General features: G+C 73.1%; 19 protein-coding genes. 5 read left to right on the top strand and 14 right to left on the bottom strand.

Going from position 1 to position 25,112, the window contains the following annotated elements:
• Window positions 1-47: 47 nt before the first annotated feature.
• Window positions 48-1,169: an SDR family oxidoreductase gene (locus Sco07f_RS28060; protein WP_054099080.1), complete on the bottom strand. Its 1,122-nt coding sequence runs from the start codon at window positions 1,167-1,169 to the stop codon at window positions 48-50.
• Between the two features lie 192 nt (window positions 1,170-1,361).
• On the opposite strand from Sco07f_RS28060, the gene Sco07f_RS28055 reads away from it, so the two are divergent.
• Together Sco07f_RS28055 and Sco07f_RS28050 are read left to right on the top strand one after the other, a co-directional pair.
• Window positions 1,362-2,825: a zinc-dependent metalloprotease gene (locus tag Sco07f_RS28055; protein ID WP_108989547.1), complete on the top strand. Its 1,464-nt coding sequence runs from the start codon at window positions 1,362-1,364 to the stop codon at window positions 2,823-2,825.
• Window positions 2,822-3,337: an NUDIX hydrolase gene (locus Sco07f_RS28050; RefSeq protein WP_108989546.1), complete on the top strand. Its 516-nt coding sequence runs from the start codon at window positions 2,822-2,824 to the stop codon at window positions 3,335-3,337. Before Sco07f_RS28055 ends, Sco07f_RS28050 begins: the two co-directional genes overlap by 4 nt.
• 62 nt (window positions 3,338-3,399) lie before the next feature.
• On the opposite strand, the gene Sco07f_RS28045 is transcribed toward Sco07f_RS28050, so the two are convergent.
• The 4 genes from Sco07f_RS28045 to Sco07f_RS28030 all read right to left on the bottom strand — a co-directional run bounded on the left by Sco07f_RS28045 (window position 3,400) and on the right by Sco07f_RS28030 (window position 7,371).
• Window positions 3,400-4,155, bottom strand: a complete 756-nt coding sequence (locus tag Sco07f_RS28045) for an AIM24 family protein (protein WP_108989545.1) — start codon at window positions 4,153-4,155, stop codon at window positions 3,400-3,402.
• A gap of 17 nt (window positions 4,156-4,172) precedes the next feature.
• Window positions 4,173-4,853 carry an AIM24 family protein gene (locus tag Sco07f_RS28040; protein ID WP_007444540.1) on the bottom strand — a complete coding sequence of 227 codons (681 nt, stop codon included), beginning with the start codon at window positions 4,851-4,853 and terminating at the stop codon, window positions 4,173-4,175.
• A 13-nt stretch (window positions 4,854-4,866) separates the two neighbouring features.
• Window positions 4,867-6,636, bottom strand: coding sequence for a TerD family protein (locus tag Sco07f_RS28035; RefSeq protein ID WP_108989544.1), 1,770 nt, complete (start codon window positions 6,634-6,636; stop codon window positions 4,867-4,869).
• 138 nt (window positions 6,637-6,774) lie between these two features.
• Window positions 6,775-7,371 carry a M48 metallopeptidase family protein gene (locus tag Sco07f_RS28030; protein ID WP_167468247.1) on the bottom strand — a complete coding sequence of 199 codons (597 nt, stop codon included), beginning with the start codon at window positions 7,369-7,371 and terminating at the stop codon, window positions 6,775-6,777.
• Window positions 7,372-7,601: 230 nt separating this feature from the next.
• On the opposite strand from Sco07f_RS28030, the gene Sco07f_RS28025 reads away from it, so the two are divergent.
• Together Sco07f_RS28025 and Sco07f_RS28020 are read left to right on the top strand one after the other, a co-directional pair.
• Window positions 7,602-8,816, top strand: a complete 1,215-nt coding sequence (locus tag Sco07f_RS28025; protein ID WP_087789596.1) for a TOMM precursor leader peptide-binding protein — start codon at window positions 7,602-7,604, stop codon at window positions 8,814-8,816.
• Window positions 8,809-10,224, top strand: a complete 1,416-nt coding sequence (locus Sco07f_RS28020; RefSeq protein WP_108989542.1) for an ABC1 kinase family protein — start codon at window positions 8,809-8,811, stop codon at window positions 10,222-10,224. The genes Sco07f_RS28025 and Sco07f_RS28020 overlap by 8 nt, the downstream gene beginning before the upstream one ends.
• 106 nt (window positions 10,225-10,330) lie before the next feature.
• On the opposite strand, the gene Sco07f_RS28015 is transcribed toward Sco07f_RS28020, so the two are convergent.
• The 4 genes from Sco07f_RS28015 to Sco07f_RS28000 all read right to left on the bottom strand — a co-directional run bounded on the left by Sco07f_RS28015 (window position 10,331) and on the right by Sco07f_RS28000 (window position 13,905).
• Window positions 10,331-10,654 carry a putative WhiB-interacting protein gene (locus tag Sco07f_RS28015; RefSeq protein WP_054099084.1) on the bottom strand — a complete coding sequence of 108 codons (324 nt, stop codon included), beginning with the start codon at window positions 10,652-10,654 and terminating at the stop codon, window positions 10,331-10,333.
• Complete coding sequence (locus Sco07f_RS28010; protein ID WP_003973786.1) at window positions 10,651-11,019, bottom strand: WhiB family transcriptional regulator; 369 nt, start codon at window positions 11,017-11,019, stop codon at window positions 10,651-10,653. The genes Sco07f_RS28015 and Sco07f_RS28010 overlap by 4 nt, the downstream gene beginning before the upstream one ends.
• A 175-nt stretch (window positions 11,020-11,194) precedes the next feature.
• A complete protein-coding gene (locus Sco07f_RS28005; RefSeq protein WP_007444515.1) occupies window positions 11,195-11,527 on the bottom strand; it encodes a hypothetical protein in 333 nt (110 codons plus the stop codon).
• A 164-nt stretch (window positions 11,528-11,691) separates the two neighbouring features.
• Complete coding sequence (locus tag Sco07f_RS28000; RefSeq protein ID WP_167468246.1) at window positions 11,692-13,905, bottom strand: ATP-dependent DNA helicase UvrD2; 2,214 nt, start codon at window positions 13,903-13,905, stop codon at window positions 11,692-11,694.
• 193 nt (window positions 13,906-14,098) lie between these two features.
• On the opposite strand from Sco07f_RS28000, the gene Sco07f_RS27995 reads away from it, so the two are divergent.
• Complete coding sequence (locus tag Sco07f_RS27995) at window positions 14,099-14,341, top strand: mycoredoxin (RefSeq protein ID WP_007444445.1); 243 nt, start codon at window positions 14,099-14,101, stop codon at window positions 14,339-14,341.
• A gap of 89 nt (window positions 14,342-14,430) precedes the next feature.
• Here Sco07f_RS27995 and nudC read toward each other — a convergent pair whose 3' ends face one another.
• From nudC to Sco07f_RS27970, 5 genes are all read right to left on the bottom strand, one after another.
• Complete coding sequence (nudC, locus tag Sco07f_RS27990; protein ID WP_108989540.1) at window positions 14,431-15,375, bottom strand: NAD(+) diphosphatase; 945 nt, start codon at window positions 15,373-15,375, stop codon at window positions 14,431-14,433.
• 160 nt (window positions 15,376-15,535) lie between these two features.
• Window positions 15,536-16,948 (bottom strand): dipeptidase, encoded by a 1,413-nt coding sequence (locus Sco07f_RS27985; protein WP_108989539.1) that lies wholly within the window; start codon window positions 16,946-16,948, stop codon window positions 15,536-15,538.
• Between the two features lie 10 nt (window positions 16,949-16,958).
• Window positions 16,959-20,483: an ATP-dependent helicase gene (locus Sco07f_RS27980; RefSeq protein ID WP_108989538.1), complete on the bottom strand. Its 3,525-nt coding sequence runs from the start codon at window positions 20,481-20,483 to the stop codon at window positions 16,959-16,961.
• Window positions 20,484-20,660: 177 nt separating this feature from the next.
• Window positions 20,661-24,365, bottom strand: coding sequence for an ATP-dependent helicase (locus tag Sco07f_RS27975; RefSeq protein ID WP_108989537.1), 3,705 nt, complete (start codon window positions 24,363-24,365; stop codon window positions 20,661-20,663).
• Between the two features lie 266 nt (window positions 24,366-24,631).
• Window positions 24,632-25,060: an MGMT family protein gene (locus Sco07f_RS27970; RefSeq protein WP_280524573.1), complete on the bottom strand. Its 429-nt coding sequence runs from the start codon at window positions 25,058-25,060 to the stop codon at window positions 24,632-24,634.
• Window positions 25,061-25,112: the final 52 nt, after the last annotated feature.

The raw sequence follows: 25,112 nt of genomic DNA, 5'->3' as shown, positions 1-25,112 counted from the left end.
GTGCCGCGTTGGAGCCTCCTACAGAGGCAGCCGGCACCCCCGGACCCTCAGATGCGGCGCCGTGCCTTCCGCGCGCGGCGCACCACGGCGGCCGCGCCCAGCAGCGCCACCGTCGCACCCGCGGCCCCCGCCGCCGTCGCGTCCTTGCGCCCGAGGCGCCGCCCGGCGACCGTGTGCCGCCCCGCGACCTCCTCGAGCAGCTCCGCCAGCACCTCCTCGTTGGTGTGCTTCGGACGCCATCCGGCATCGTGCAGGCGGCTGCCGCTCACGACCCAGGGGTACATCGTGTACGCCAGGTCCCCGGCCGGGGAGGGCGTCAGTCCGATCCGGTGCAGCCGGGCCGCCGCGCCGAGCGCGACCGCCGAGGGCAGCTCCATGCGCCGGATGCCGCTGAGCTCCTCGACCTCCTCCTGCTCCAGCCAGCCGTCGCACCCGACGGCCAGCTCGCCGTCGGCCTTCTCCAGGACGGCGTACTCCAGGGCGCTGCACAGGTCGTCGACGTGGCAGAACTGCCAGGCCGGCCGCGATCCGGCCACGACCAGCAGCCGGGGCGACTCGAAGTACCTGGTCAGCGCGGTGTCCATGCCGCCGACCAGTACGGCGGGCCGGACGACCGTCACATTGAGGCCGGGGTGCGCCCGCGGCGCGCGCCGCGCGAGCCGCTCGATCTCCAGCAGGTCTCCGACGCCGGTGGCCTCGGCCGTGGCACGCAGCTCGGCGTCCTCGGACAGCGGCAGCTCGTTGTCCGGGAGTGCGCCGTAGACCATCGAGGAGGTGCACAGCACGACGCGGTGCACACCGGCCGCCGCGGCGGCGGTCAGAACGGTCTGCGTCCCCCGGACGTTGTAAGCCGTACGGGCGGCCGCGTCGGTCTCCAGGTCGAGGTCGAGCGCCAGGTGCACCACAACGTCCGCACCACGCAGTTTCTCGGCGATGGCCGGGTCCCGTACGTCCAGAATGTGCCACTCGGCCGCCTCGCACCCGCCGCGCCGTTCGTCGATGGCCACGACCCGCCTGACCTCGTCGGACGCGGCGAGCCGCTCGGTGAGCAGCGCCCCGACCCCGGACGCGGCACCGGTGACCGCTACGACGGGTCCGCGCGCGCCTGGGCGTGCGGAACTGGTTGACTGGTTTCGCGCTGCGCGAACCTGCGGATCTGGGGAACTCACCGGGCGTCTCCAGAGGTTGTCTTCAGTACGAGCGCGAGCGACGCGTGCGTACCAGGTGGCATCCATCCTGCCGCAGGCCGTCAGTCGGCGAAGCACCGAGGCCCGATCGGCTTCGGGTGTCTACGCTGGGTGGTGAAGTCGGGCAGCCGTGCCGCCGGAAAGAACCGGCGGCCCTACCAGCCGAGGAACCCCGTGAGTGACACCCCATTCGGATTCGGCCTTCCGCCGGAGGAGCCGGACGACGGCGACGAGGGCAAGAAGAAGGACCAGCAGAGCGGCGGTGGTCAGGGACCGGCCAACCCGTTCGGTTTCGGAACGCCTGGAGCCGGAGGCCTGGGCGGCCCCGGTGCGGACAACCCGTTCGCTGCCATGTTCGGTTCCATGAACCCCAACGACCTGGGCGCCGCGTTCCAGCAGCTGGGCCAGATGCTCTCCTACGAGGGCGGCCCGGTGAACTGGGACATGGCCAAGCAGATCGCCCGCCAGACGGTCTCCCAGGGCACCCCGGACGGCCGCAAGGACGCCAGCGTCGGCCCCGCCGAGCGCAATGCCGTCCAGGAGGCCGTGCGGCTGGCCGACCTGTGGCTGGACGACGCGACCGCCCTGCCCTCGGGCGCGGGCACCGCCGTGGCCTGGAGCAGGGCGGAGTGGGTCGAGGCGACCCTGCCCGCCTGGCGCGAGCTGGTCGACCCGGTCGCCGAGCGCGTCGGCAACGCCATGGGTGACGTGCTGCCGGAGGAGATGCAGGCCATGGCGGGCCCGCTGATCGGCATGATGCGGTCCATGGGCGGCGCCATGTTCGGCACCCAGATCGGGCAGGCCGTCGGCGTACTCGCCGGCGAGGTCGTCGGCTCGACCGACGTCGGTCTGCCGCTCGGCCCGGCGGGCAAGGCCGCGCTGCTCCCGGCGAACATCGAGTCGTTCGGCAAGGACCTCGGCGTGCCCCAGGAGGAGGTGCGGCTGTACCTGGCGCTGCGCGAGGCCGCCCACCAGCGCCTCTTCGCGCACGTGCCGTGGCTGCGCTCGCACCTGTTCGGCGCCGTCGACGGCTACGCCCGTGGCATCAAGGTGGACACGGCCAAGCTGGAGGACGTGGTCGGCCAGTTCGACCCGCAGAACCCCGAGCAGCTGCAGGAGGCTCTCCAGCAGGGCATGTTCCAGCCGGAGGACACCCCGGAGCAGAAGGCGGCCCTGGCCCGTCTGGAGACGGCCCTGGCGCTCGTCGAGGGCTGGGTGGACGCGGTGGTGCACACCGCCGCCAAGCCGCGGCTGTCCTCCGCCGACGCGCTGCGCGAGACGCTGCGCCGCCGTCGCGCCTCGGGCGGGCCCGCGGAGCAGACCTTCGCCACGCTGATCGGCCTGGAGCTGCGCCCGCGCCGGCTGCGCGACGCCTCCCGCCTGTGGGCGTCCCTGACGGACGCCCACGGTGTCGACGGCCGGGACGGCCTGTGGGCCCACCCGGACATGCTGCCGACCGCGACCGACCTGGACGACCCGGACGGCTTCGTGCACCGTGAGCAGCTCGACTTCTCCGAGCTGGACAAGATGCTCGGCGAGGCGGCGGGCAAGCCCGACCTGAAGAAGAAGGACGAGGGCGACCGGGACGGGAACCGGTCCGCCGACCGGGACGAGCCCAAGGGCGACGACGGCGAGTGAGCCTCCACGACGACGCGGTCCTGGTCCTGAAGGCGTACGAGGGCCAGGACGAGCTGCGTCAGGTCTACCTGGACCATCTCGCGGCGCACCCCGACGGGATGTGGAAGGCCTGCGCCGACGGGCACATCACCGCGAGCGCCATGGTGATCGACCCGTCGCGCGAGCGGGTCCTGCTCACCCTGCACAAGAAGATCCGCAAGTGGCTGCAGATGGGCGGTCACTGCGAGCCGGTCGACGAGACGCTGGCCCGGGCTGCCCTGCGCGAGGGCACGGAGGAGTCGGGCATCGCCGGACTCGCGCTGCTGCCCGGCGGTCCCGTGCGGCTGGACCGCCACGGCACGCCCTGCGCCTGGCACCTGGACGTCCAGTACGCGGCCCTGGCTCCCGAGGGGGCCGTGGAGGCGATCAGCGACGAGTCCCTCGACCTGCGCTGGTTCCCGTACGCCGAGGTCGCGGACGTGGCCGACGAGTCGGTCGTACGCCTGCTGGAGGCGACCCGCGCCCGCCTGTGACCGGTAAGGGGTGACCGCCATGGCGATCACCCCTTACCGAACGGTGGCACCGTGTCCCGTGCTCAGCTCCAGACGTTGCCCTGGTTCTGGCCGCGGGCGCCCTGCTGGCCCATGCCGTACTGGGCGGCGACGCCCGAGCCGACCTGCGCGTTCTGCGGCGGCAGCAGCTCGCTCGGCTGGACGAGCGCGAAGCCGCTGCCCATGAAGCTCAGCTCCCAGCCCTCACCCGTGTTGCCACGGCGCCGCCACACCCCGGAGGAGTGCGTCTGGGCCTGCATCTGCACGCGCAGGCCGGTGGACCAGGCGACGATCGCGTCGGCGTCGCAGTTGACGTACTTGTCGGGCGTCACCTGCATGAACAGGGGCGAGCCCGACGTCATCAGGGCGACCTTGCCGCGGCCCGTGATGTTGAGCTGGTACTTCCCCGAACCGGAGATGCCGTAGAGGCTGTCCACCGCGATGACCTCGTGGTGCAGGTTCGAGTCCATCGCGAGCACGTAGCTGCTGTCGACGGTGAGGCCGTCCTGGTCGACGTCCACCACGTGGACGCACTGGGCGAGGTTGGCGAAGTAGACCGTGCCCTGCCCGTGGCAGCGCATCAGGTCCAGGCCCTCACCGGTGCGCGCCCGCGCGCGCGACTGGTTGTTGCTCTGGTACTCGGCGTCGAACTCGACGAGACCCTGGTAGGCGACCATCGTGCCCTTGCGGGCGAGCACGTCGTCGTGACCCGTCAGGGCGACGCGGAGCATGTGCTTGTTCTGGGGGCTCCAGGCTTCCTGCGTCTGCTGGTCGTTGTAGGCGAAAATCGGGCTCTGCATGGTGTTCCTGCTCCCCCTCAGCCCCGGACCCGGAGGCGGTCGGTACTGTCCTCGCTGGGCTGGACGACGACGATGCCCTGACCGGAGAAGGCCATCTGGAAGGCCTCGCCGCTGCCGCGGCCGATCAGTGACTGCGCCTTGAAGCTGCGCTTGCCCTTCACCTTCAGGTTCGGGGACCAGGCGACGAGCGCGTCCGGGTCGACGTAGGTCTCGTCCTCGCCGCCGCCGCAGTCGACCACGATCGGCTTGCCCCGGGAGGTGAGGGCGACCCAGCCCTGTCCGGAGATCTTGGTGTTCCACAGGCCCTGCCCGGCGAACTTCGCCAGGCCCTTGACCCGCTCCACGCCCCACGTCAGGTGGGCGTCGAAGGCCAGCAGGTTGGTGGCGTTGACGGAGATCCCGTCGCCGTTGAGGTTGATGACGACGACGTTGGCGCCGTAGTCGGCGAGGTAGAGCAGTCCGTCGCCGGAGCACTTCATCAGGGGCGCGCCCTCGCCGGTCATCCAGTCCTTGGCGATCTGGCGGACGGCCGGCGGGTTGGGCTCGTACTGGACGAAGCCCTCGTAGGCGGTCATCGAGCCCACGCGCGCGAGGAGGTCGTTTCCGGTCTGCATGGCGACCTTCAACATGTGGTTGCCGTGGTTCTCCATGCGGGCGGCGACGGGTGCGGGGGCGTAGCCCGCGAGCGGCTGGTTCATCTCGGGCTCTCCCTCAGATCTCGTACGGCTGGACGACGACGAAGCTGCCGGGCGCGGCCCGGAACTGCAGGTTGACGCTCTCGCCCGTGTCGCCCGCGTAGGAGTTGCGGCGCATCCGCACCTGGCTGGAGACGACCACCTGGGCGGCGGCGGACCAGGCGACCACGGCGTTGCAGTCGGCGAACGTCGTCGGCGTGACCGGCAGCACCACGGGCACGCCGCGCGTCTTGACGACGATCGTGCCGGTGCCCTGGAACTGCATCGTGAACAGCGCGCCACCCGGGATGCCGTGCCCCTCGATGCGACGCACCTCGTACTGGAGGCTCTCGTCGAAGGCGAGGACGTTCTCCGCGGAGACGCAGACGGCGTCGCCCTGGAGCTCGATGGGGTGGAGCATCGCGGAGTTGTCCGCGAGGAACACCTGTCCCTTGCCGGTGCAGCGCATCAGCTGCATCTCCTGGCCGGTGGCATTGCCCACGACCCGGCCGGCGAATCCGGCGCCCTTGTAGCCAAAGTCGACCTTGCCCTGGTAGAGCACCATGCTGCCCTGCCGGGCGAGCACGGGCTGGCCCTCGGCTCCGAGGTCGACCCGGACCAGCTTCTTGTTCTGCTGCGTCCAGCGCTGCCCGGTCGCGGTCTCCCGGAACTGCTGGAGCGCCGCGGTCACACCGGCACCCTGCGGCGCCCCCTGGGGGATGCCCTGCGGTGCGCCCTGGGGAGGCTGCTGGCCGTAGCCGGGAGGCGGCGTCGGCTGGCCGTAGCCCGGGGGCGGGGTGGGCTGCCCGTAGCCGGCAGGCGCGGGCGGCTGGCCGTAACCGGGCGGCGGGGGCGGGGCCTGGGGCGCCTGGGGCTGGCCGTAGCCGGGGGGCGGCGGCGCGGTCTGGCCGGGGACCTGGCCGTACGGCGGCTGCTGACCGGGCTGGCCCGGCTGCCCGTACGGCGCGGGCGCCGGGGCGGGGGGCGGCACGGGGGCGCCGCCGGGCGGCGTGTTCATGGGCGCGACGATGGTCTGCGCGGCGTGCACGTCCGGGCCGGGCGCCGGGGCGGGAGCCGGTGGCGGCGTGGCGGCGGGCGGGGCGGCCGCGGGCGGCGGCGCGAAACCCTGCTGGGCGGACTGCGGCGCGGGGGCCGCCGGCGGTGCGGAGGCGGCGGGTGCGCCGAAGGCCGGCGGCGCCGAGGCCTGGGCGGGCGGGGCGAAGCCCGGGGCGGCGCCGGACTGCGGCTGCTGCGTCTGCTCCGGCGCGGGTGCCTCGTCCTCGGCCACCTCACCGCCGAAGTTCCTCAGCAGCGCGTCGAGACCGCCGTCGAAGCCCTGACCGACGGCGGCGAACCGCCACACGTCCTTCAGATAGAAGTCGCCCAGCATGACGGCGCGCTCGGTGGAGAACTCCGACCCGCTGAACGGGTACCGGGCCACTTCCTCGCCACCCGCGACGATCCGGATGTACCCGGGGCCGACCTGTGACATCTGGCCGGCGCCGTCGATCGTCGCGGTGAAGGAGAGCTTCTGGATCTGCTGGGGGATGCTGTCGAGGGTGACCCGGAAGGACTCCGTGTCACCCGCCTGCGCACCCAGGAGCTGAATGGACTCCTCGGGGGTCTTCGGTTGGTTGAAGAACACGAAGTACCGGTCGTCCGACAACCGCTCGTCGGCGTCGAGTCCGAAACAGCTGATGTCGAAGCTCAGCCCGGGGCCGGAGATCTGCACGCCTACGTACAGATCCGTGCCCGAGGTGAGGTCACTGATCCTGGCCTTGTGGCCGCGTTGAAATTCCCTGGCCATGCGTTACGACCGTCCCCCATCCGAATGCGAGTGCGTCGCGACAGGCTAACGGCAAACACCGACACCGGAGGAAGTCGGTACAGACCCGGTACGAAACCCGTGCGGGGCCGTGGCGGACACCGGTCCGGCCCGTCCACGCTACTCGCTGCGGGCGCCGGGCACGCGCGGCAGCCGGTCCGCGGCGACCACGCCCTCGAGGTAACCCCTGGCGCGCTCGGTCCGCGGATAGGCCTCGAGCAGCCGCCAGAACCGCGGTCCGTGCCCGGGAACCAGCAGGTGCGCCAGTTCGTGCAGGAGGACGTAGTCGACGACGTACTCGGGCATGCCCTGGAGGCGGTGCGACAGCCGGATGCTTCCCTCGGACGGGGTGCACGAGCCCCAGCGGGTGTTCTGGTTGGTGACCCAGCGGACCGAGGCCGGCCTGGCCCGGCCGTCGAAGTACTGCCCCGACAGACGCTCCGCGCGCTCGGCCAGCTCGGCGTCGCCGAGGACGCGCTTGCTCTCCTGGGCGGCCAGCTTGTCGAGCATGACCCTCACCCAGCGTTGCTCCTCGGCCTCGGACATCCGGGCGGGGATCAGCACGACGGTGCGGTCGCCCTCGCGGTACGCGGATACCGTCCGGCGCCGCCGGGTGCTCCTGCGCACCTCGATCGCGCTCGTACCCGAGCCGCTCGGCGGCGGATTCGTCGGTGTGCGCGGGGGTGCCCCGGCGCGGTGCAGTGGGTCGGCGGACACGCCACGACGTTACCCGCTGCACACGGGGAAGTCCCGGCTCCGGGGCGCTTCGGTCCGATCCGCCACTCGTCCTGGGAGACGTGCGGCTGATTCGTACGACGAATACCCCCCACCTGTGGACAACTTCCGACGTCCCTGCGCGCATCCGGGCATGCTGGCACTCGCCGGCGGATCCGCGACCGACCACGGAGCCGCGAACACGGCACTGGAAGACATACGGGGGATCTGGCATGCATCCGATGGTGAAGCCCGCGCTGAGGCGCGGCTGGCGCGACCTGAACACCGTGCAGTTCGGGATGACACCGGCGCACGCGCTGACCTTGGCACCGGTGGACACGGCGACGGGCAGCTTCCTGGAACTGCTCAACGGCACGCGTGGCCCGGCGCTCCTGCGTGAGGCGGGGCACCGCATGGACCTGCCGGACGGGCACGTGGACCGAGTGGTGGAGCGGCTGGCGCGGGCCGGTCTGCTCGACGACTCCCGCGGCGGCGGGCCGGCCGCCGACGCCCTGCGGGAGAAGAAGGGGGTCCTCGACCGGCTCCGCCCCGACCTGGCCTCGCTGTCCCTGACCACCGCCGAACCGGGTGACGCGATGAGACACCTGGCCGCCCGACGCGCTCTGCGGGTGGGCGTACGGGGTGCCGGACGGGTGGGCGCGGTGCTGGCCGGCCTGCTGTCGGGCTCGGGCGTCGGCGAGATCGACGTGCGCGACGGCGGACGCGTCGAGCCGTGGGACGTCGCTCCGGGTGGTCTGCCCGCCGAGTCGACCGGCGACCGCCGGGACGAGGCGGCCCGCCGTGTCGTCCGCCGGGCCGCCCCAGACCGGCCGCCGCGCCGAGGCACGACGACACCGCGCGAGGAGGGCGACCCGGGCTTCTCCCTGGTGATCGTCGCCCCGCGTGACGACGTCGCGGTGCACACGCCCGACCCGGCCGCCGCGGAGTCCCTCATGTCCTCCGGCACGCCCCACCTCTATGCCGGCGTCGTGGAGGGGACCGGGGTCGTCGGCCCCCTGGTGCTGCCCGGCGAGACGGGGTGCGCCGGCTGCCTGCACGCCGACCGCACCGACCGGGACCCGGCCTGGCCGCGACTGGTGGCGCAGTGGCGCTCCGGGCGGCAGCGCCGGGTACCGCCCTGCGACCTCACCCTCGCGGCGACCGTCGCCGGATGCGCGGCGGCGCACGCGCTCGCCTTCCTGGACGGCCGGACGCCCTCGAGCACCGGTGCGCGCTGGGAGGTCTCGCTGCCCGGTCTGCGCTGGCACGCACGGCCGGTCCGGGCGCATCCGGCGTGCCCGTGCGGGGCGGCCGGGAAAGGTAAGCAGGAACACATCCCCGAGGACGGGGGGAGGCGCGCGACAATGGCTGGGCAAGGGCCGTCAGCGGAAGTACGCCACGAGGCGGAACCGGCGCGGCCGGCTGGGACTTGGAGGGCGCATGTCTGATCTTCCGCGCAAGGCGGTCACCCGGACCGCCAAGCTCGCCGCGCTCCCGCTCGGCTTCGCCGGGCGGGCCACCTGGGGGCTGGGCAAGCGAATCGTGGGCGAGTCCGCGGAGATCGTCGGCCAGCAACTTCAGCAGCGCACCGCGGAGCAGCTGTTCAAGGTGCTGGGTGAGCTCAAGGGCGGGGCGATGAAGTTCGGGCAGGCCCTGTCCGTCTTCGAGTCCGCGCTGCCCGAGGAGGTCGCCGGCCCCTACCGGGCAGCGCTGACCAAACTGCAGGAGGCGGCACCGCCGATGCCGACGCGCACGGTGCACGCCGTGCTCACGGAGCGGCTCGGAGAGGACTGGCAGGAGCTGTTCCTCGAGTTCGAGGACAAGCCCGCCGCGGCCGCGTCGATCGGCCAGGTACACCGGGGAGTGTGGCACGACGGCCGCGAGGTGGCGGTCAAGGTGCAGTACCCGGGCGCCGGCGAGGCGCTGCTGTCCGACCTGAACCAGCTCAGCCGCTTCGCCCGGCTGCTCGGCCCGCTGGTCCCCGGCATGGACATCAAGCCGCTGATCACCGAGCTGAAGGACCGGGTCTCGGAGGAGCTGGACTACGACCTGGAGGCCGAGGCCCAGCGGACGCACGCCGAGGTGTTCGCGGACGACCCGGACATCGTGGTGCCGGACGTGGTCCACCAGTGCGAGCAGGTGCTGATCACCGAGTGGATCGACGGCATCCCGATGTCGGAGATCATTACGAGCGGCACGCAGGAGCAGCGGGACCGGGCCGGCCAGTTGCTGGCCCACTTCCTCTTCTCCGGTCCGGCGCGCACCGGGCTTCTGCACGCCGACCCGCATCCGGGCAACTTCCGTCTGCTGCCCGGCGGACCGGAGGGCGAGGACGACTGGCGTCTGGGCGTCCTGGACTTCGGCACGGTCGACCGTCTGCCGGGCGGCCTGCCCGAGCCCATCGGTCAGGCCCTGCGCATGACGCTGGACGGCGAGGCGGAGGCCGTCTACGAGATGCTCTGCGCGGAGGGCTTCGTCAAGGAGTCGATAGAGCTGGACCCCGACGCCGTTCTCGACTACCTCCTGCCGATCATCGAGCCGGCCAGGGTCGACGCGTTCGCCTTCTCCCGCGGCTGGATGCGGAGCCAGGCGGCCCGCATCGGCGACCCCCGCTCCCCCGCGTACCAGCTGGCCAAGCAGCTCAACCTGCCGCCGGCCTACCTGCTGATCCACCGGGTGACCCTGAGCACCATCGGTGTGCTGTGTCAGCTGGGGGCCACGGTTCGGCTGCGCGACGAGCTGGAGGAGTGGCTGGTGGGCTTCCTCACCGAGGAGGAGACCGAGCCGGCGGACCAGGGCGTCGACGGAGAGGACGAGGACGCCTGCGAGGTGGAGGAGACGGCCGCTCAGGCCTGATTCTCTGCGGCCGAACGCGCCGTGGGGGCCGGTCCGTTCGGCCGGACCGGCCCCCACGCGCGAAGCCTCGTCTCCCGCGGGGAGACCGCCGCTTCAGGTGTGTCGGTTACTGCATGACCGCCATGGCCAGCGCACGCCGAGCACGCATCGAGGCGCGCTCCGCCCGGCGCTGCATCCGGCGAGCGGTCGCCAGGCGCAGCGCCCGGCGTTCCCGCTCGGCCTCATGCAGGCGGTCGTGCATATGCGCACGCGCCAGGGCTTCTGGGATGAGTTGCATTTCACGGGTCCTGTTCTGACGCGAGTCCTTCGCGCCGCTGCTGGTGAAGTCTTCAGGCGCGGTGCCTGCGATGTCGTGGGTGGACGGCTTCATCGGGGCCTGCTTCTGGGGGTCGTACGTGAGGGGACGGTCGATCGTGCCTGCGGTGTTCATGCCGAAACCGGGTTCTTGCGCGGGCGGCCACGGGGCCGCTTGCGGGCGACGACGACACCCTGGACGAACAGCTCTCCGCCCCAGACGCCCCAGGGCTCACGCCGCTCCTTGGCACCGGCGAGGCAGGCCTCGATCAGCGGGCAGGTGCGGCAGAGGGACTTGGCGTACTCGACGTCCGCCGGCGACTCGGCGAAGAAGACCTCCGGGTCGTAGGAACGGCAGGGGACGGGCACGCCCAGGTTCTCGATGGCGTCGTCGAGCGCGGTGAGCGCGGTGAGCGGGGTCAAGGTGGAGTCCTCCGTGGAACAGGGCTTGGGGATCGTGTCGGAAGGCGGTACGGACGGGGCGTGCGCTTCGAGTTGCACGGGTGGTCTTCCTCGTCTGGTCGTTCCGGCCGGTTGGCCGGGGGTCGGCTTGGTACCGGGTTCTTTTCTTGTCCCGAGGCTCCTTCGTGCTGTCATCCCCGTTCGGGGACAAACAGAAGGGCCGCGGATCCCGGGTGGGGTTCCGCGGCCCTGAAGGCGCCGGCCTGATCGGCGATCAGGCTGGATCACTCCAGGGTTCTGGCCCACGGAAGGCCCACATCAGGTGGTGCTGCGTCGTCTGCTTCCGGAATCCGGCACCGGTCGCGGTAAAGGCATAGGCCTGCGCCTGTGCCGCTACTGCTGCTTCCAGTGCCTTGGTCGGTCGCTCATTGCGCTCACGGACGGGAAGGCCCGCGGGGGCAACGGCGGCGGCAGCCGGACGCACGGCACGAATGCCGGACAGACCGGTGCCCGCGTGGGAAGCGCCGAGGATGCACAGGGAGACGGCCGAGCGATCGGTCATTTTGGCGGTGGAGCTGGCGACGAAGCTGCTGTTGATGCTGATCACTGGACTCGCCTCCTCTCGGCGTCTCGGGGGACTGGGACGAACCAGTCCGCGGATATGCAAGTACAACACGGATTCAGGGCCTCCGGGAAGGCCGCTGTTCCCGTGACCAAGAACCTATGGGGATTCCCGGGGCATGCGCAAACTATTTTTTCGACGAGTTGGTATCAGCCGTCCTCGTCAAGCCCCACTCCCTCCTGGCCTGCGCAGATGGCCAGCACCTCGGTTCCGTAACGGTTGAGCTTGCGCGCGCCGACCCCCGGGATCCGGGCGAGATCCCGCTCGTCCTCCGGGACGGACTCGGCGATCGCCACCAGCGTCTTGTCGGTGAAGACGCAGAACGCGGGCTGTCCGCTGCGTTCCGCCTGCACCGCCCGCCACTCGCACAGCCGCTCGTAGACGCCCTCGTCCATGTCGGACGGGCAGCCCTCGCAGCGCATCAGCTTCATCTCGCCGGCGTCGGTGAGCGTGCGCCCGCAGACCCGGCAGCGGGCCGGCGTCCGCCGGGCCCGTCTGGGGACGGTGACCGCGGCACCACCGCCGCCTCCCCGGAACCCGCGCTCCACGCCGCCTCCGGCACCCCCGGCGGCCGTTCGCCCCGCTGCCGCCGTGCCGGAGCCGGGGCGCAGCCCCTTCAGGAAGCGGCTGGGCCTGCGGCTCGGACGGCCGCCGGGCGAGCGGGCCAGCGCCCAGGAGAGGTGCAGGTGTTCACGCGCGCGGGTGACACCGACGTAGAGGAGGCGGCGTTCCTCCTCGATCTGCTCGTCGGTCTTTGCGTAGGTGATCGGCATCATGCCCTCGGCCACACCCACCAGGAACACGACGTCCCACTCCAGGCCCTTGGCCGAGTGCAGGGAGGCGAGGGTGACGCCCTGCACCGTCGGGGCGTGCTGGGCGCCCGCCCGCTCGTCCAGTTCCACGACGAGGTCGCTCAGTGTGGCTCCCGTCCTGGCGGCGGCGAAGTCCTGGGCCAGGCTGACCAGGGCGGCCAGCGACTCCCAGCGCTCCCGGACGGCGCCCGACCCGGCCGGCGGCTGGGTGGTCCAGCCCTCCCCCGACAGCACCGCGCGCACCTGCGAGGGCAGGTCGACGGCCTCGTCGAGGAGGGAGTCGTTGCCGCCGAAGCGCGCCGCGGCCCGCAGGGCACTGCCGGCCTTGCGCACCTCGGGCCGGTCGAAGAAGCGCTCCGCGCCCCGCAGCTGGTAGGGGACCCCGATGTCGGCGAGCGCCTGCTCGTAGGTCTCGGACTGGGAATTGGTACGGAACAGGACCGCGATCTCGGCGGCCGGAACGCCCGCATCGATGAGCTCGCGGATGCGGCGGGCCGCGCCCTCGGCCTCGGCCGGTTCGTCGGTGTACTCGGTGTAGACGGGCTCGGGACCCGCGGGGCGCTGGGAGACCAGCTCCAGACGGTGGTCGGCGGCCCGGCCCCGGGCCTGGGCGAGCAGGCCGTTGGCGAGGTGGACGACCTGGGGGGTGGAACGGTAGTCGCGGACCAGCTTGACGACGGTGGCACCGGGATGGCGGCCACGGAAGTCGAGCAGGTGGTCGGGGGTTGCTCCCGTGAACGAATAGATCGTCTGGCTGGCGTCGCCGACCACGCACAGGTCGTCGCGGTCTCCGAGCCACAGTTCGAGCAGTCGCTGCTGGAGGGGGCTGACGTCCTGGTACTCGTCGACGACGAAGTGCTGGTACTGGGCACGGACCTGCTGGGCGACGTCGTGCCGGTCCTGGAGGACGGCCACCGTCAGCAGCAGGACGTCCTCGAAGTCGATCACGGAGCGTGCCCGCTTGAGGTCCTCGTAGGCGGCGTACAGCTGGGCGATCTCCGCCGGGTCACGGGGAGTCTCACGGCCGGCCTTGGCGGCCGCCGGGGCGTAGTCGGCGGGGACCGTCTGGGTCACCTTCGACCACTCGATCTCCGCGGTGGCGTCGCGCAGCTCGCCCCGGTCGAGGCGGATGCGGCAGGCGGCGGCCGCGTCGGCGACGAGCTGGATCTTGCGGTCGACGAGCCTGGGCAGGGAGCCACCGATCGCTTTCGGCCAGAAGTACTGGAGCTGCCGCAGCGCCGCCGAGTGGAAGGTGCGGGCCTGTACACCGGAGGCGCCGAGCTGGCGCAGCCGGCCGCGCATCTCCCCGGCCGCGCGGTTGGTGAAGGTGACGGCGAGGACACTGGAGGGCTGGAGGATCCCGGCGCGCACCCCGTAGGCGATGCGGTGGGTGATCGCCCGGGTCTTGCCCGTACCGGCTCCCGCCAGCACGCACACCGGGCCGCGCAGGGCGGTCGCCACCTCGCGCTGCTCGGGGTCGAGCCCTTCGAGCACCGCGTCGGCCGAGTCCGGTACCTGCGGGAAGAGGGTGGAGTGCGTTGCTGCTGTCACACCGCCATGCTGCCAGGTCTCGCGAGACGGGTGGTTCGGTTGTCCACAGGCACGCACCGATAGTCGTACCAATGCGACAGGCGTCACACGGCGTTCACGAGGCGGGAATGGTGGCGCCGCCGCGGACGTTCACCTCCTGCGACCTCATCCCCGGGCCGCAGCTTTCCCGAGTCGCCGAAGGAGCACGAGAGACATGTCGGGCACTGTGACGATGTACAGCACCACGTGGTGCGGCTACTGCCGTCGGCTGAAGAGCCAGATGGACCGCGAGGGCATCGCGTACACCGAGGTCAACATCGAGCAGGACCCGGAGTCCGCCGCGTTCGTGGAGAAGGCGAATGGCGGAAACCAGACGGTGCCGACCGTGCTCTTCCCCGACGGCTCGACGCTGACGAACCCGTCGCTGGCGCAGGTGAAGCAGAAGGTCGGCGCGTAGCCGGCAGGCCGGGACTCAGCCGGCCGCAGAAGGCTCAGAGGGGCGGCCCTCCCCGCGACGGGAGGGCCGCCCCTCTTGTGGTGCCGGGTTCAGAAGCCGCCGCGTGTCGGCAGCGGCTTGCCGTACCAGAGCTCGATGAGGCGGGCCGCGATCGAGATGCCGTAGGGCGGCAGCACCTCGCCGGACTCGAAGGCGGCGCCCAGTTCGTCGCGGGAGAACCAGCGGGCTTCGTGGATCTCGTCGCCGTCGACGTTGATCGCGGTCGAGGTGGCGTGGGCCATGAAGCCCAGCATCAGGCTGGACGGGAAGGGCCACGGCTGGCTCGCGACGTACTCGACCGGACCGACGGTGACGCCGACCTCCTCCTGGACCTCGCGGCGCACCGACTGCTCGATGGACTCCCCGGGTTCCACGAAACCGGCGAGGGTCGAGAAGCGGCCCTCGGGCCAGTGCACCTGGCGGCCGAGCAGGATGCGGTCCTCACCGTCCGTGACCGCCATGATCACCGCGGGGTCCGTGCGCGGGTAGTGCTCGGCGCCGCAGGCGGGGCACCGGCGGATGTGGCCGGCCGCGGCGATCACGGTGCGCTCGCCGCAGCGGGAGCAGAACCGGTGCAGGCGCTGCCAGTTCTCCAGGGCGACCGCGTGGGCCATCAGTCCGGCGTCGCGGTCCGACAGGAGCAGGCCGGCCTCGCGCAGGCCCGCCGGGCGCGCGGACTGGTCCATGCGGCCGGGCAGGGAGTCCTTCTGGAGGGCGAAGAAGCTGGTCCCCTCCTCGTCGGTGCCCAGGAAGTACCGGTGTGCCTCGGTGAGCGGGGCCTCGAAGGAGGGCGTCATGACGAGTTCGGTGGCCCCGTCGGGTGTCTCGTCGATGAGGACCTGGCCGCCGGAGACCACGAAGCAGCGGGTCGAGGGGTGGCTCCACGCCGCCGCGAGCCAGGCCTCGTCGAGGCGGTGGTGGGCGGCGCGGTCGATGCCGCTCGGGGCGGTGAGCGAGATGGGACGGTCGGCGGTGTGGTCGGTCCAGGTGGTCACGAGTGGTTCCAACTCCCCCGGTGAGCGGTTCGGTTCGGCAGGCGGGTGCAGTGGTTCGTACGGCGGATGGTGACCGGGGTCCGGGAGGGCTCGGCGGTGCGGGGCGGCCTTTCCAGTGTGCCGCGCGCGCTGCCGGTCGGTCCCGGACCGTTCGCGACGCTCAGGGCGCGTGACGCCAGTACTCCGCCAGGTCGCCCCAGAGATGGGCCGAGGTTTCGACGCCCTTGAGGAGCAGATCCAGTTCCACCTTCTCGTCGGGGGCGTGCCAGCCGTCCGACGGGACGGAGATGCCGAGGAACAGCACCGGCGCGCCGAGGACCTCCTGAAGGTCGGCGGCCGGTCCCGAGCCGCCCTCCCGGGTGAAGCGGACCGGTGTCTCGAAGGCCCGGCCCATCGCGCGGACCACGGACCGCAGCGCCGGGTGGTCCAACGGCGTCAGGCAGGGGCGGGTGGCGGAGCCGAAGGTGATCTCGCAGCGGATGCCCGGGGGCACCTGCTCGGCGGCCCAGGCGCGGACGGCCTTCTCCACGTGGTCCGGGTCCTGGCCCGCGACGAGGCGGAAGGAGAGCTTCACCATGGCGGACGACGGGATGATCGTCTTGCTGCCGGGGCCCTGGTAGCCGCCGCCGATGCCGTTGACCTCGGCGGTGGGGCGGGCCCAGACGCGCTCCAGGGTGGTGTGCCCGGCCTCGCCGTGGGCGGCGTACGACTTGGCCGTGCGCAGCCACTGCGGTTCGTCGAAGGGCAGCTCGGCGAAGAGTTCGCGTTCGCGGCCGGTGAGTTCGATCACGCCGTCGTAGAAGCCCGGGATCGCCACGCGCGCGTGCTCGTCGTGCAGGGCGGCGACGAGGCGGGCGACGGCGGTGGCCGGGTTGGGGACCGCGCCGCCGAAGGAGCCCGAGTGGATGTCCTGGTCGGGCCCGTGCAGCCGTATCTCGCACTCGGCGAGGCCCCGCATGCCGGTGCAGACCGTGGGGGTGTCCTCGGACCACATGCCGGTGTCGGAGACGATCACCGCGTCGGCGGTGAGCCGCTCGGCGCGCTCCTCGACGAGGGCGCGGAAGTGCGGGGAGCCGGATTCCTCCTCGCCCTCGATCAGCAGCTTGAGGTTCACCGCGGGGGCGGTGCGGCCGGTCGCTGCGAGATGGGCGCGGACGCCGAGCGTGTGGAAGAAGACCTGCCCCTTGTCGTCGGCCGCCCCGCGCGCGTAGAGACGGTTCTCGCGGAAGACGGGCTCGAAGGGCTCGCTGTCCCAGCCGTCCTCGCGGGCGGCGGGCTGTACGTCGTGGTGGCCGTAGACGAGGACCGTCGGTGCCCGCGGGTCCCCGGAGGGCCACTCGGCGAAGACCGCGGGGGCCCCGGGAGTGGGCCAGACCTCGGCGGTCGGGAAGCCGGTCTCCTTCAGTTTGGCGGCGAGCCAGTCGGCGCTGCGGCGGACATCGGGCGCGTGGTCGGGCTGGGCCGACACGGACGGGATGCGCAGCCAGTCGACGAGGTCGTCGAGGAAGGCGGCGCGGTGCTGTTCGATGTACGTGCGGACAGCGCTGACAGCATTGTCAACGGGGTGGCTCATGCTTACGAGCCTATCGGCCCGCAGGCACCCCCCGATCGTGCGGTTCGTCACCGACCGGATCGGCCAGCAGCAGTTTCTCCAGCGCCGCGCGGTCCGGCAGTCCCTCGGGCCGCACGACCTCGCCGGTGCGTACGTACAGGAAGGCGGCCGTCACCGAGGTGGGCGGCACGCCCTGCTGCTCGGCCCAGGCGATGCGGTAGAGCGCGAGCTGGAGCGGGTCCGCGGTCGCGGCGCGGTTGGTCTTCCAGTCGACGATCTCGTACGTCGCCGTGTCTCCGTCGCCCTCCTTGTAGACGGCGTCTATGCGGCCGCGTACGACCCGGCCGGCCAGCGAGAGCTGGAAGGGCGCCTCGACGCGGAACGGTGTGCGGCGGGCGTACTCGGTGCGCTCGAAGGCGTCCTTCAGGAACTCCAGGTCCTGTTCGTCGGCGATCTCGGCGTCACCGCCCGGGAGCTCCTCCGGTTCCAGCAGGGGCAGCGTCAGCGGTTCGAACCGGGCCTCCACCCAGGCGTGGAAACGGGTGCCGCGGCGGGCGGCGGGCTGGGGCGGACGGGGCATGGGGCGGGCCAGCTCCTGGGCGAACCCGTCCGGGTCGGCGGCCAGGCTCAGCAGCTGGGTGGCGGTCAGGGAAGCCGGGAGGGGAACCTCCGTGACGCTCTCACGCGCGCGCAGCAGCTCGCCGGTGAGCGCCTCGAGGTCGCGGTCCCAGGAGGCGACGGTACGGGCCTCTTCCGGGGTGAGGCGGGCGGGTGCGGGGGCGTCGCCCCGATGCGGCTCGGGGGGCGACGCCTGGTGCGGGACGGTGGGGCTGCCCTGCGGGGCCCCGGGCCGGCTCCGCGCGGCGTCGGGGCGGTCCGTGGTCCAGGTGTCGCCGGGGCGGTCCGTGGTCCAGGTGTCCCAGTCGGCGGGGTCCCCGGCGGCCGGGTCGGCGTCGTCCGCCTCCTCCGGGAACGCCTCGTCGTACTCGGGAGGTGGCGGCCAGTCCGGGTCGTCGTAGGTGTCGGGGACGGTGGGAGAGCCGTCCTCCCTGGTGGCGAGGGCGTCCAGGTGGGCGAGGACCGTCTCGGCGGCGGCCCGGCGCCGGGCGAGTGCCGCGTCGTCCAGGGGCAGGGGCCAGACCTCGTCGGCGGTCGCCCGGTGCAGGGCCGGGTTCTCCTCGTCCTCGGCCGGTGCGTCCGCCCAGACCTCGATCTCGCCGTGTCCGGCCGCGCAGTGCTCGTAGAGGGCCGTGAGGAAGTCGGACGGTCCGCGGGGTCTCTTCTGGCTGGGCCCCCACCAGTGGCCGGAGCCGAGGAGCAGGGAGCGCGGCCGGGTGAAGGTGACGTAGCCGAGGCGGAGCTCCTCGGTGTGCTGGTGGTCCTTCATGGCCTCCTGGAAGGCCTTCAGGCCTCGGGAGTCCCAGGCTTCGACGTCGGGCAGGGTGTCGGCGTCGCCGCGCAGGGCGTGCGGCAGCACCTTGCCCTGGGCGGTCCACTTCTCGCGGCCCTGGCCGCTGGGGAAGGTGCCGGTGACGAGGCCGGGCACGGCGACGACGTCCCACTCGAGGCCCTTGGACTTGTGCGCGGTGAGCACCTTGACGGTGTTCTCTCCGCCGGGCAGCGCGTTGTCCAGGCCCTTCTCGTACTGGGCGGCGGTACGCAGGAAGCCGAGGAAGGCCAGCAGGGTGGCCTCGCCGTCGCCGGCGGCGAAGGACGCGGCGACGTCGAGGAAGTTGGACAGGGTCTCGCGACGGCGGGCCGCCAGGGCGTGCGGGGACGCCGACAGCTCGACCTCCAGGCCGGTGACGGCGAGGACGCGGTGCAGGACGTCCATGAGCGGGTCGGACAGGGCTCGGCGCAGCTCGCGCAGTTCGGTGGCGAGCCGCGCGAACCGCACGCGCGCGTCCGGTGAGAACGGCAGCCCGTCGTCGCCGCCGGTGCCGTCCAGCGGCGTCTCCAGGAAGGTGTCCAGGGCGTCCGCGAGCGATATCACCTCGGACGGGTCCACCCCCTCGACGGCCTCGGCCAGCCTCCGGTCCGGGTCGTCATCGCCCTCCACGCGCGCGTGGCTCACGAGCAGCCGGGCGCGGCGTCCCAGGAGGGCGAGGTCGCGCGGGCCGATGCGCCAGCGCGGGCCGGAGAGCAGCCGGACCAGGGAGGCGTTGGCGCCCGGGTCCTGGAGGACCTCGCAGACGGCGACCAGGTCGGCCACCTCGGGCAGATGCAGCAGCCCGGAGAGGCCGACGACCTCCACGGGGACGTCGCGGGCCACCAGCGCGCCCTGGATCTCGGCGAAGTCGGTCGCGGTGCGGCACAGGACGGCGATCTCACCGGGCGCCTTGCCGGTGCGCACGAGGTGGGCGACGGAGTCGGCGATCCAGTCGATCTCCTCGGCGTGGGTGCGCAGCAGGGCGCAGCGGACGATGCCGTCGCGTTCGGCACCCGGGGCGGGTCGCAGGGCCTCCACGCCCGCGTGCATGGCGCGCAGGGGCTCGGCGAGGCCGTTGGCGAGGTCGAGGAGGCGGCCGCCGCTGCGGCGGTTCTCGCTGAGCGCCTGACGGACGGCGGGACGGCCGTCCGCGTGGGCGAAGTGTTCGGGGAAGTCGTCGAGGTTGGCGACGGAGGCGCCGCGCCAGCCGTAGATCGCCTGGCAGGGGTCGCCCACGGCGGTCACGGGGTGGCCGGTGCCGCCGCCGAAGAGGCCCGCCAGGAGGATGCGCTGGGCCACCGACGTGTCCTGGTACTCGTCGAGCAGCACCACCCGGTACTCGTCGCGCAGGATGCGTCCGACCTCGGGGAGCCCGGCGAGCTGGGCGGACAGGGCGATCTGGTCGCCGAAGTCGAGCAGGTCCTGCCGGCGTTTGGCGGCCCGGTAGCGGATCACCAGGTCGGCCAGTTCGCGGCGGGCGGCGGCGGCCTCGGGGACCTTGCGCAGGTCGGCGTTGCCGAGCCGGACGTCCTCCAGGGCGTCCAGCAGGCCGGCGTCCCAGGCGAGCAGGTCCTCGGGACGCACCAGATGCTCGGCGAGTTCGGCGTCGAGGGCGAGGAGGTCGCTGACCAGGTCGGCGAAGGACCGGGTGAGCGCCGGGTAGGGGCCGGGGGCCTCGCGCAGGACCCGCGCGGCGAGCTGGTAGCGGGTGGCGTCGGCGAGCAGGCGGGAGGTCGGCTCGAGGCCGAGGCGCAGGCCGTGGTCGGTCAGGAGGCGGCCCGCGAAGGCGTGGTACGTCGAGATCGCGGGCTCGCCCGGCGGGTGGTCCGGGTCGATCAGGTCCGGGTCGGTCACGCCCGCTCTGACCAGGGCCGTACGGACGCGTTCGGCGAGTTCGCCGGCCGCCTTGTTCGTGAAGGTGAGCCCGAGGACCTGTTCCGGGGCGACCTGGCCGGTGCCGACCAGCCACACCACGCGTGCGGCCATCACCGTCGTCTTGCCGGACCCGGCTCCGGCCACGATCACCTGCGGGGCGGGCGGCGCGACGATGCAGGCCGTCTGCTCCGGGGTGAAGGGGATGCCGAGGAGCTCCTTGAGCTGCTCGGGATCGGTGATGTGGGCGGGCACGTCAGAGAGGCTAGCGGCGGCCGCTGACAGCGGGTGCCCGGTGTCCCCGAGGGGTGGGGTAAGCGCAGGTCAGCCGGTGTGGTGCGACTTGTCACACCGGCCGCTGGCGCGGGTGGCTCCGGCTCGGCCGCCCTTCGGTCCGGAGTCCCGTCGCCGTGCACCGGCTGTTCGCGTCGCTCACTCCACGACCTGCCGCCCCTCGGGCCGCGCGCTGCACGACGCGCGGAAGGCGCAGTGGCTGCAGTGCTGGCCCGTGGTCGGGGTGAACCGTTCGTCGAGGACCTTGCCGGCCGCCGTGGCCAGCAGGTCGCCCACCCACTCGCCCGCGGGTCCCTCCTGCGACTCCTGCGCCTGGACCTTCGGCAGGGTCTCGCCGCCGTCCCGCTTGGGCGCGCCCTGGCGCAGGTGGACGAGTTCGGCGCCGCCCGGTTCCGGGCGTACGCCGTCGAAGGCGTCGTCGACGGCGCCCTCGCGGACGGCGAGCTGGTACACGGCGAGCTGGGGGTGGCGGGCCACCTCCGCGGACGTGGGTGCCTGTTTGCCGGTCTTGAAGTCGACGACGTAGGCACGGCCGTCGCCGTCGGCCTCCACCCGGTCCATCTGGCCGCGGATGCGGACCTCGTAGTCGCCCGCCGCCAGGGTCACGTCGAAGTCGTGCTCGCTCGCCACCGGGGTGCGCCCCGCACGGTCCATGACGTGCCACTTGAGGAAGCGCTCGAGCGCCACGCGCGCGTTGGCCTTCTCCTGCGCCGACTTCCACGGCGCGTCGAAGGCCAGGGCGTTCCACACGGATTCCAGGCGCTCCATGAGGACGGCGAGGTCGGCGGGTGTGTGCCCGGAGGCCACCTCGTCGGCGAGCACGTGCACCACGTTGCCGAAGCCCTGGGCGGTGGTCGCCGGGGCGTCGGCCTTCACCTCACGGCCGAGGAACCACTGAAGGGCGCAGGTGTTGGCCAGCTGGTCCAGGGCACTGCCGGAGAGCGTGACGGGCTGGTCGCGGTCGCGCAGCGGCACCTTGCTCTCGGTCGGGTCCCACATGCCCCACCAGCGGTAGGGGTGGGCGGCGGGCACCAGGGGCCGGCCGTCCTCGTCGGTCAGGGCGGCGAGGCGGGCCAGGCGGCGCGCGGCGGCCTCCCGCAGGGGGGCGGAGACCCGGGGGTCGACGGTGGTGGCGCGCAGTTCGGCGACGAGCGCCGCGACGGCGAGGGGGCGGCGCGGGCGGCCGGTGACGTCGGCGGGCTCGACGCCGAGTTCGGCCAGGAACCGGGAGGGCTGGTCCCCGTCGTCGGCCGGTGCCTTCACCGCCGTCACGACGAGCCGTTCACGCGCGCGGGTGGCGGCCACGTAGAACAGGCGGCGCTCCTCGGCGAGCAGGGCTCCCGGGGTGAGGGGTTCGGCGAGTCCGTCACGACCGATCCGGTCGGCCTCCAGCAGGGAGCCGCGGCGGCGCAGGTCCGGCCACAGCCCCTCCTGGACGCCCGCGACGACCACCAGCCGCCACTCCAGCCCCTTGGCACGGTGCGCGGTCATCAGACGGACGGCGTCGGGGCGTACGGCACGCCGTGTGAGGGTGTCGGCCGCGATGTCCTCGGCGTCGATCTGCTCCAGGAAGTTCAGGGCGCCCCGGCCGCCGGTGCGCTCCTCCGCGCGGGCTGCCGTCGCGAACAGCGCGCACACGGCGTCCAGGTCGCGGTCGGCGTTGCGTCCGGCCGCGCCGCCGCGCCGGGCGGAGCGCTCCAGGCGGGCGGGCCACGGAGTGCCGTTCCACAGGTCCCACAGCGCCTCCTCGGCGCTGCCCCCTCCCGCCAGGCGCTCGCGTGCCCTGCGCAGCAGCGCGCCGAGTCGCTGGGCGCCGCGCGCGTACGCGGGGTCGTGCACGGCGAGCCGCTCCGGTTCGGCCAGCGCCCGGGCGAGCAGCTCGTCCGAGGGCGGCGGCAGCGGGATGCCTGCGGCGCGCTGCTCTTCTCGCAGGGCTCGGCCGAGGCGTCGCAGGTCCGCGGCGTCCATACCGGCGAGGGGCGAGGTGAGCAGGGTGAGCGCGGTCTCGGTGGGGAGCCAGCACGGAGCGTCCGCACGGGGGGCGCGCTCACCGCGCGGGGGCCTCGCTTCCGTGCCGGTGTCTGCGTCCGCGTCGGTGCCTGTGGCTGCGTCGGTGCCTGAGGCTGCGTCTGTGGCTGCGCCTGCGTCGGGGGTGGGGGCGGTTTCGGCCTCCGCCGCTGGGTCGGGGGCGTCGTCGGCAACGGCCGTGTGCGGCGTGTCGTCCGCGTCCGTCGTGTGCGCCGTGTCGTCCGCGTCGGCCGTACCCGGCGTGTCGTCCACGTCCGCCGTATGCCGCGTGTCGTCCGCATCGGCCGTGCGCGGCGTGTCGTCGGCACGCTCGGCCGGCGCGGCTGCGCCGACGTCGTGCGTGCTCGCGACCGTGTCGGGCAGCGCGTCCTCCGCCGCGCCCGCCCCGCCCCGTTCCCCCGTGCGCTGCTCCCCCGTGCCCGTCTCCGCCTCCGCCACGGCCCGCAGTGCCGTCAGCAGGGGCGCCACCGCCGGCTCGTGGCGCAGCGGGAGGTCGTCGCCGTCGATGTCCAGGGGGACGCCGGCCGCGGTGAGGGCGCGGCGGAGCGTGGGGATGGTGCGCGATCCGGCGCGCACCAGGACGGCCATGTCGCGCCACGGGACGCCGTCCTCCAGGTGTGCCCGGCGCAGGATGTCGGCGACGTTGTCCAGCTCGGTGCCCGAGGTCGGGTACGTGTACGCCTCGACCCGCCCGCCGTCCCGTACCGGGGCCAGCTCGCGGTGGGCGCGGACCTTGTCGGCGGGAAGCCGGGTCAGCGGCATGCGCTGGGTGAGCAGCCGGGTGGCGGCCAGCAGGGCGGCTCCGGACCGGCGTGAGGTCCGCAGCACCGCGACCGGCGCCGGTCGGCCGTCCGCGCGCGGGAAGGCGGTCGGGAAGTCCAGGATGCCGTTCACGTCGGCGCCCCGGAAGGCGTAGATCGACTGGTCGGGGTCGCCGAAGGCGACGAGGGAGCGCCCACCGCCCGCCAGGGCGTGCAGCAGCCGTACCTGGGCCGGGTCGGTGTCCTGGTACTCGTCGACGTACACCGCGTCGTACTGGGCGGTCAGGTGCGCGGCGACCTCGGGGCGGCGGGCGAGGAGCACCGCACGGTGGACGAGTTCCGCGTAGTCGAGCACGCCCTGGAGGTCGAGGACGTCGAGGTACTCGGCGAGGAAGACGGCGGCGGCACGCCAGTCGGGACGGCCGATGCGCCGGGCGAAGGCGCCGAGCGCGTCCGGGCCTAGCCCCAGTTCACGGCTGCGGGCGAGCACCGCGCGGACCTCGTCGGCGAAGCCGCGGGTGGTGAGGCAGGCGCGCAGTTCGTCGGGCCAGCGCACATGGGCGAGCCCGAGCCGCTCCAGGTCCACCTGCCCGGCGAGCAGCTCGCGCACCGTCACGTCCTGCTCCGGCCCCGACAACAGCCGCAGGGGCTCCACGAACAGCTCGCTGTCCTGGTGGGCGCGGACGAGGGCGTACCCGAAGGAGTGAAAGGTCGTCGCCCGGGGGGCACGTGCGGCGCCGATGCGCAGCGCCATCCGGTCGCGCAGTTCCACGGCCGCCTTGCGGCTGAAGGTCAGCACCAGGATGCGCTCGGGGTCGCCGCCCTGGGCGATCCGGTCCGCGACCGACTCGACGAGGGTGGTGGTCTTGCCGGTGCCCGGGCCCGCCAGGACGAGCAGCGGTCCGGACCGGTGGTCAACCACGGCGCGCTGTGCGGCGTCAAGACGAGGGGGGTCCATGCGTGCCGGCGGGGTACGCACCAGTCGGTAAGCGCCACGGCTCCCCCGCCGCACCTGGGGGTGCGGCGGGTGTCCGCTGGAGGAAGAGGAGCTCACGTGGTTCGCCGGTCCTGGTGGGTGTGCTGGTGGGCCGTCCGCGTCGCGGGCGGGGCGGTGGCCGCGGGATGAGGGGGACGCGTGCGGCCGACGCTACGCCGACGGAAGAGGCGGAAGCAGCGCTTCCTCTTCATCCCTCGCGTCACTCCTGGCGCAAGCACCCCCTGCCCCACGAACGTACGTCATGCCACGGACATGCCCGAAGTGTCCCGTTTACCTCGTACGGATCACGGGTCCCGCATCGGCCGGTCGCATGGCGGAAGCTGTCAGGTGTGACCCTGTGTGCGTCCGCCGTCCCCTTGTGTGCGTCCGCCGTCCCCTTGTGCGCGTCCGCCGCCGTCCCACCGCGCCCGCTTCAGGTCGAGGCGCGGCAGGTGGCCCTCGGCAGCTCTGCTCGCCTCCTTCAGGGGGGTGCCCTCTTCCCGGTAGCGGTCGATCGCCTCCAGCTCGTGCCCCGCGAGCAGGACCCCGTCCGCGCGGACGACACGCCACCAGGGGACACCTCCCCCGTAGAGGGACATGACGCGGCCGACCTGGCGGGGCCCGCCCTCCTCCAGGTACTCGGCCACGTCTCCGTACGTCATGACGCGGCCCGGCGGGATCAGTTCGGTCACGTCGAGGACCCGCTCGGCGTACTCGGGCAGCGCGTCCGCGTTCTCCGGACGGACGCCGTCCGGAAGGCTCTGCTCGCTCATCCGCCCCATGGTGCCGCACTCCGCCGACAACGCGACGCACTCCCGGGAGCCC

The sequence above is a fragment of the Streptomyces coelicoflavus genome, assembly GCF_003112555.1.
In the GTDB taxonomy this organism is placed as follows: domain Bacteria; phylum Actinomycetota; class Actinomycetes; order Streptomycetales; family Streptomycetaceae; genus Streptomyces; species Streptomyces coelicoflavus.
The sequence above is the reverse complement of the archived record's forward strand: the minus strand, read 5'-3'. Positions and strand labels throughout refer to the sequence as shown.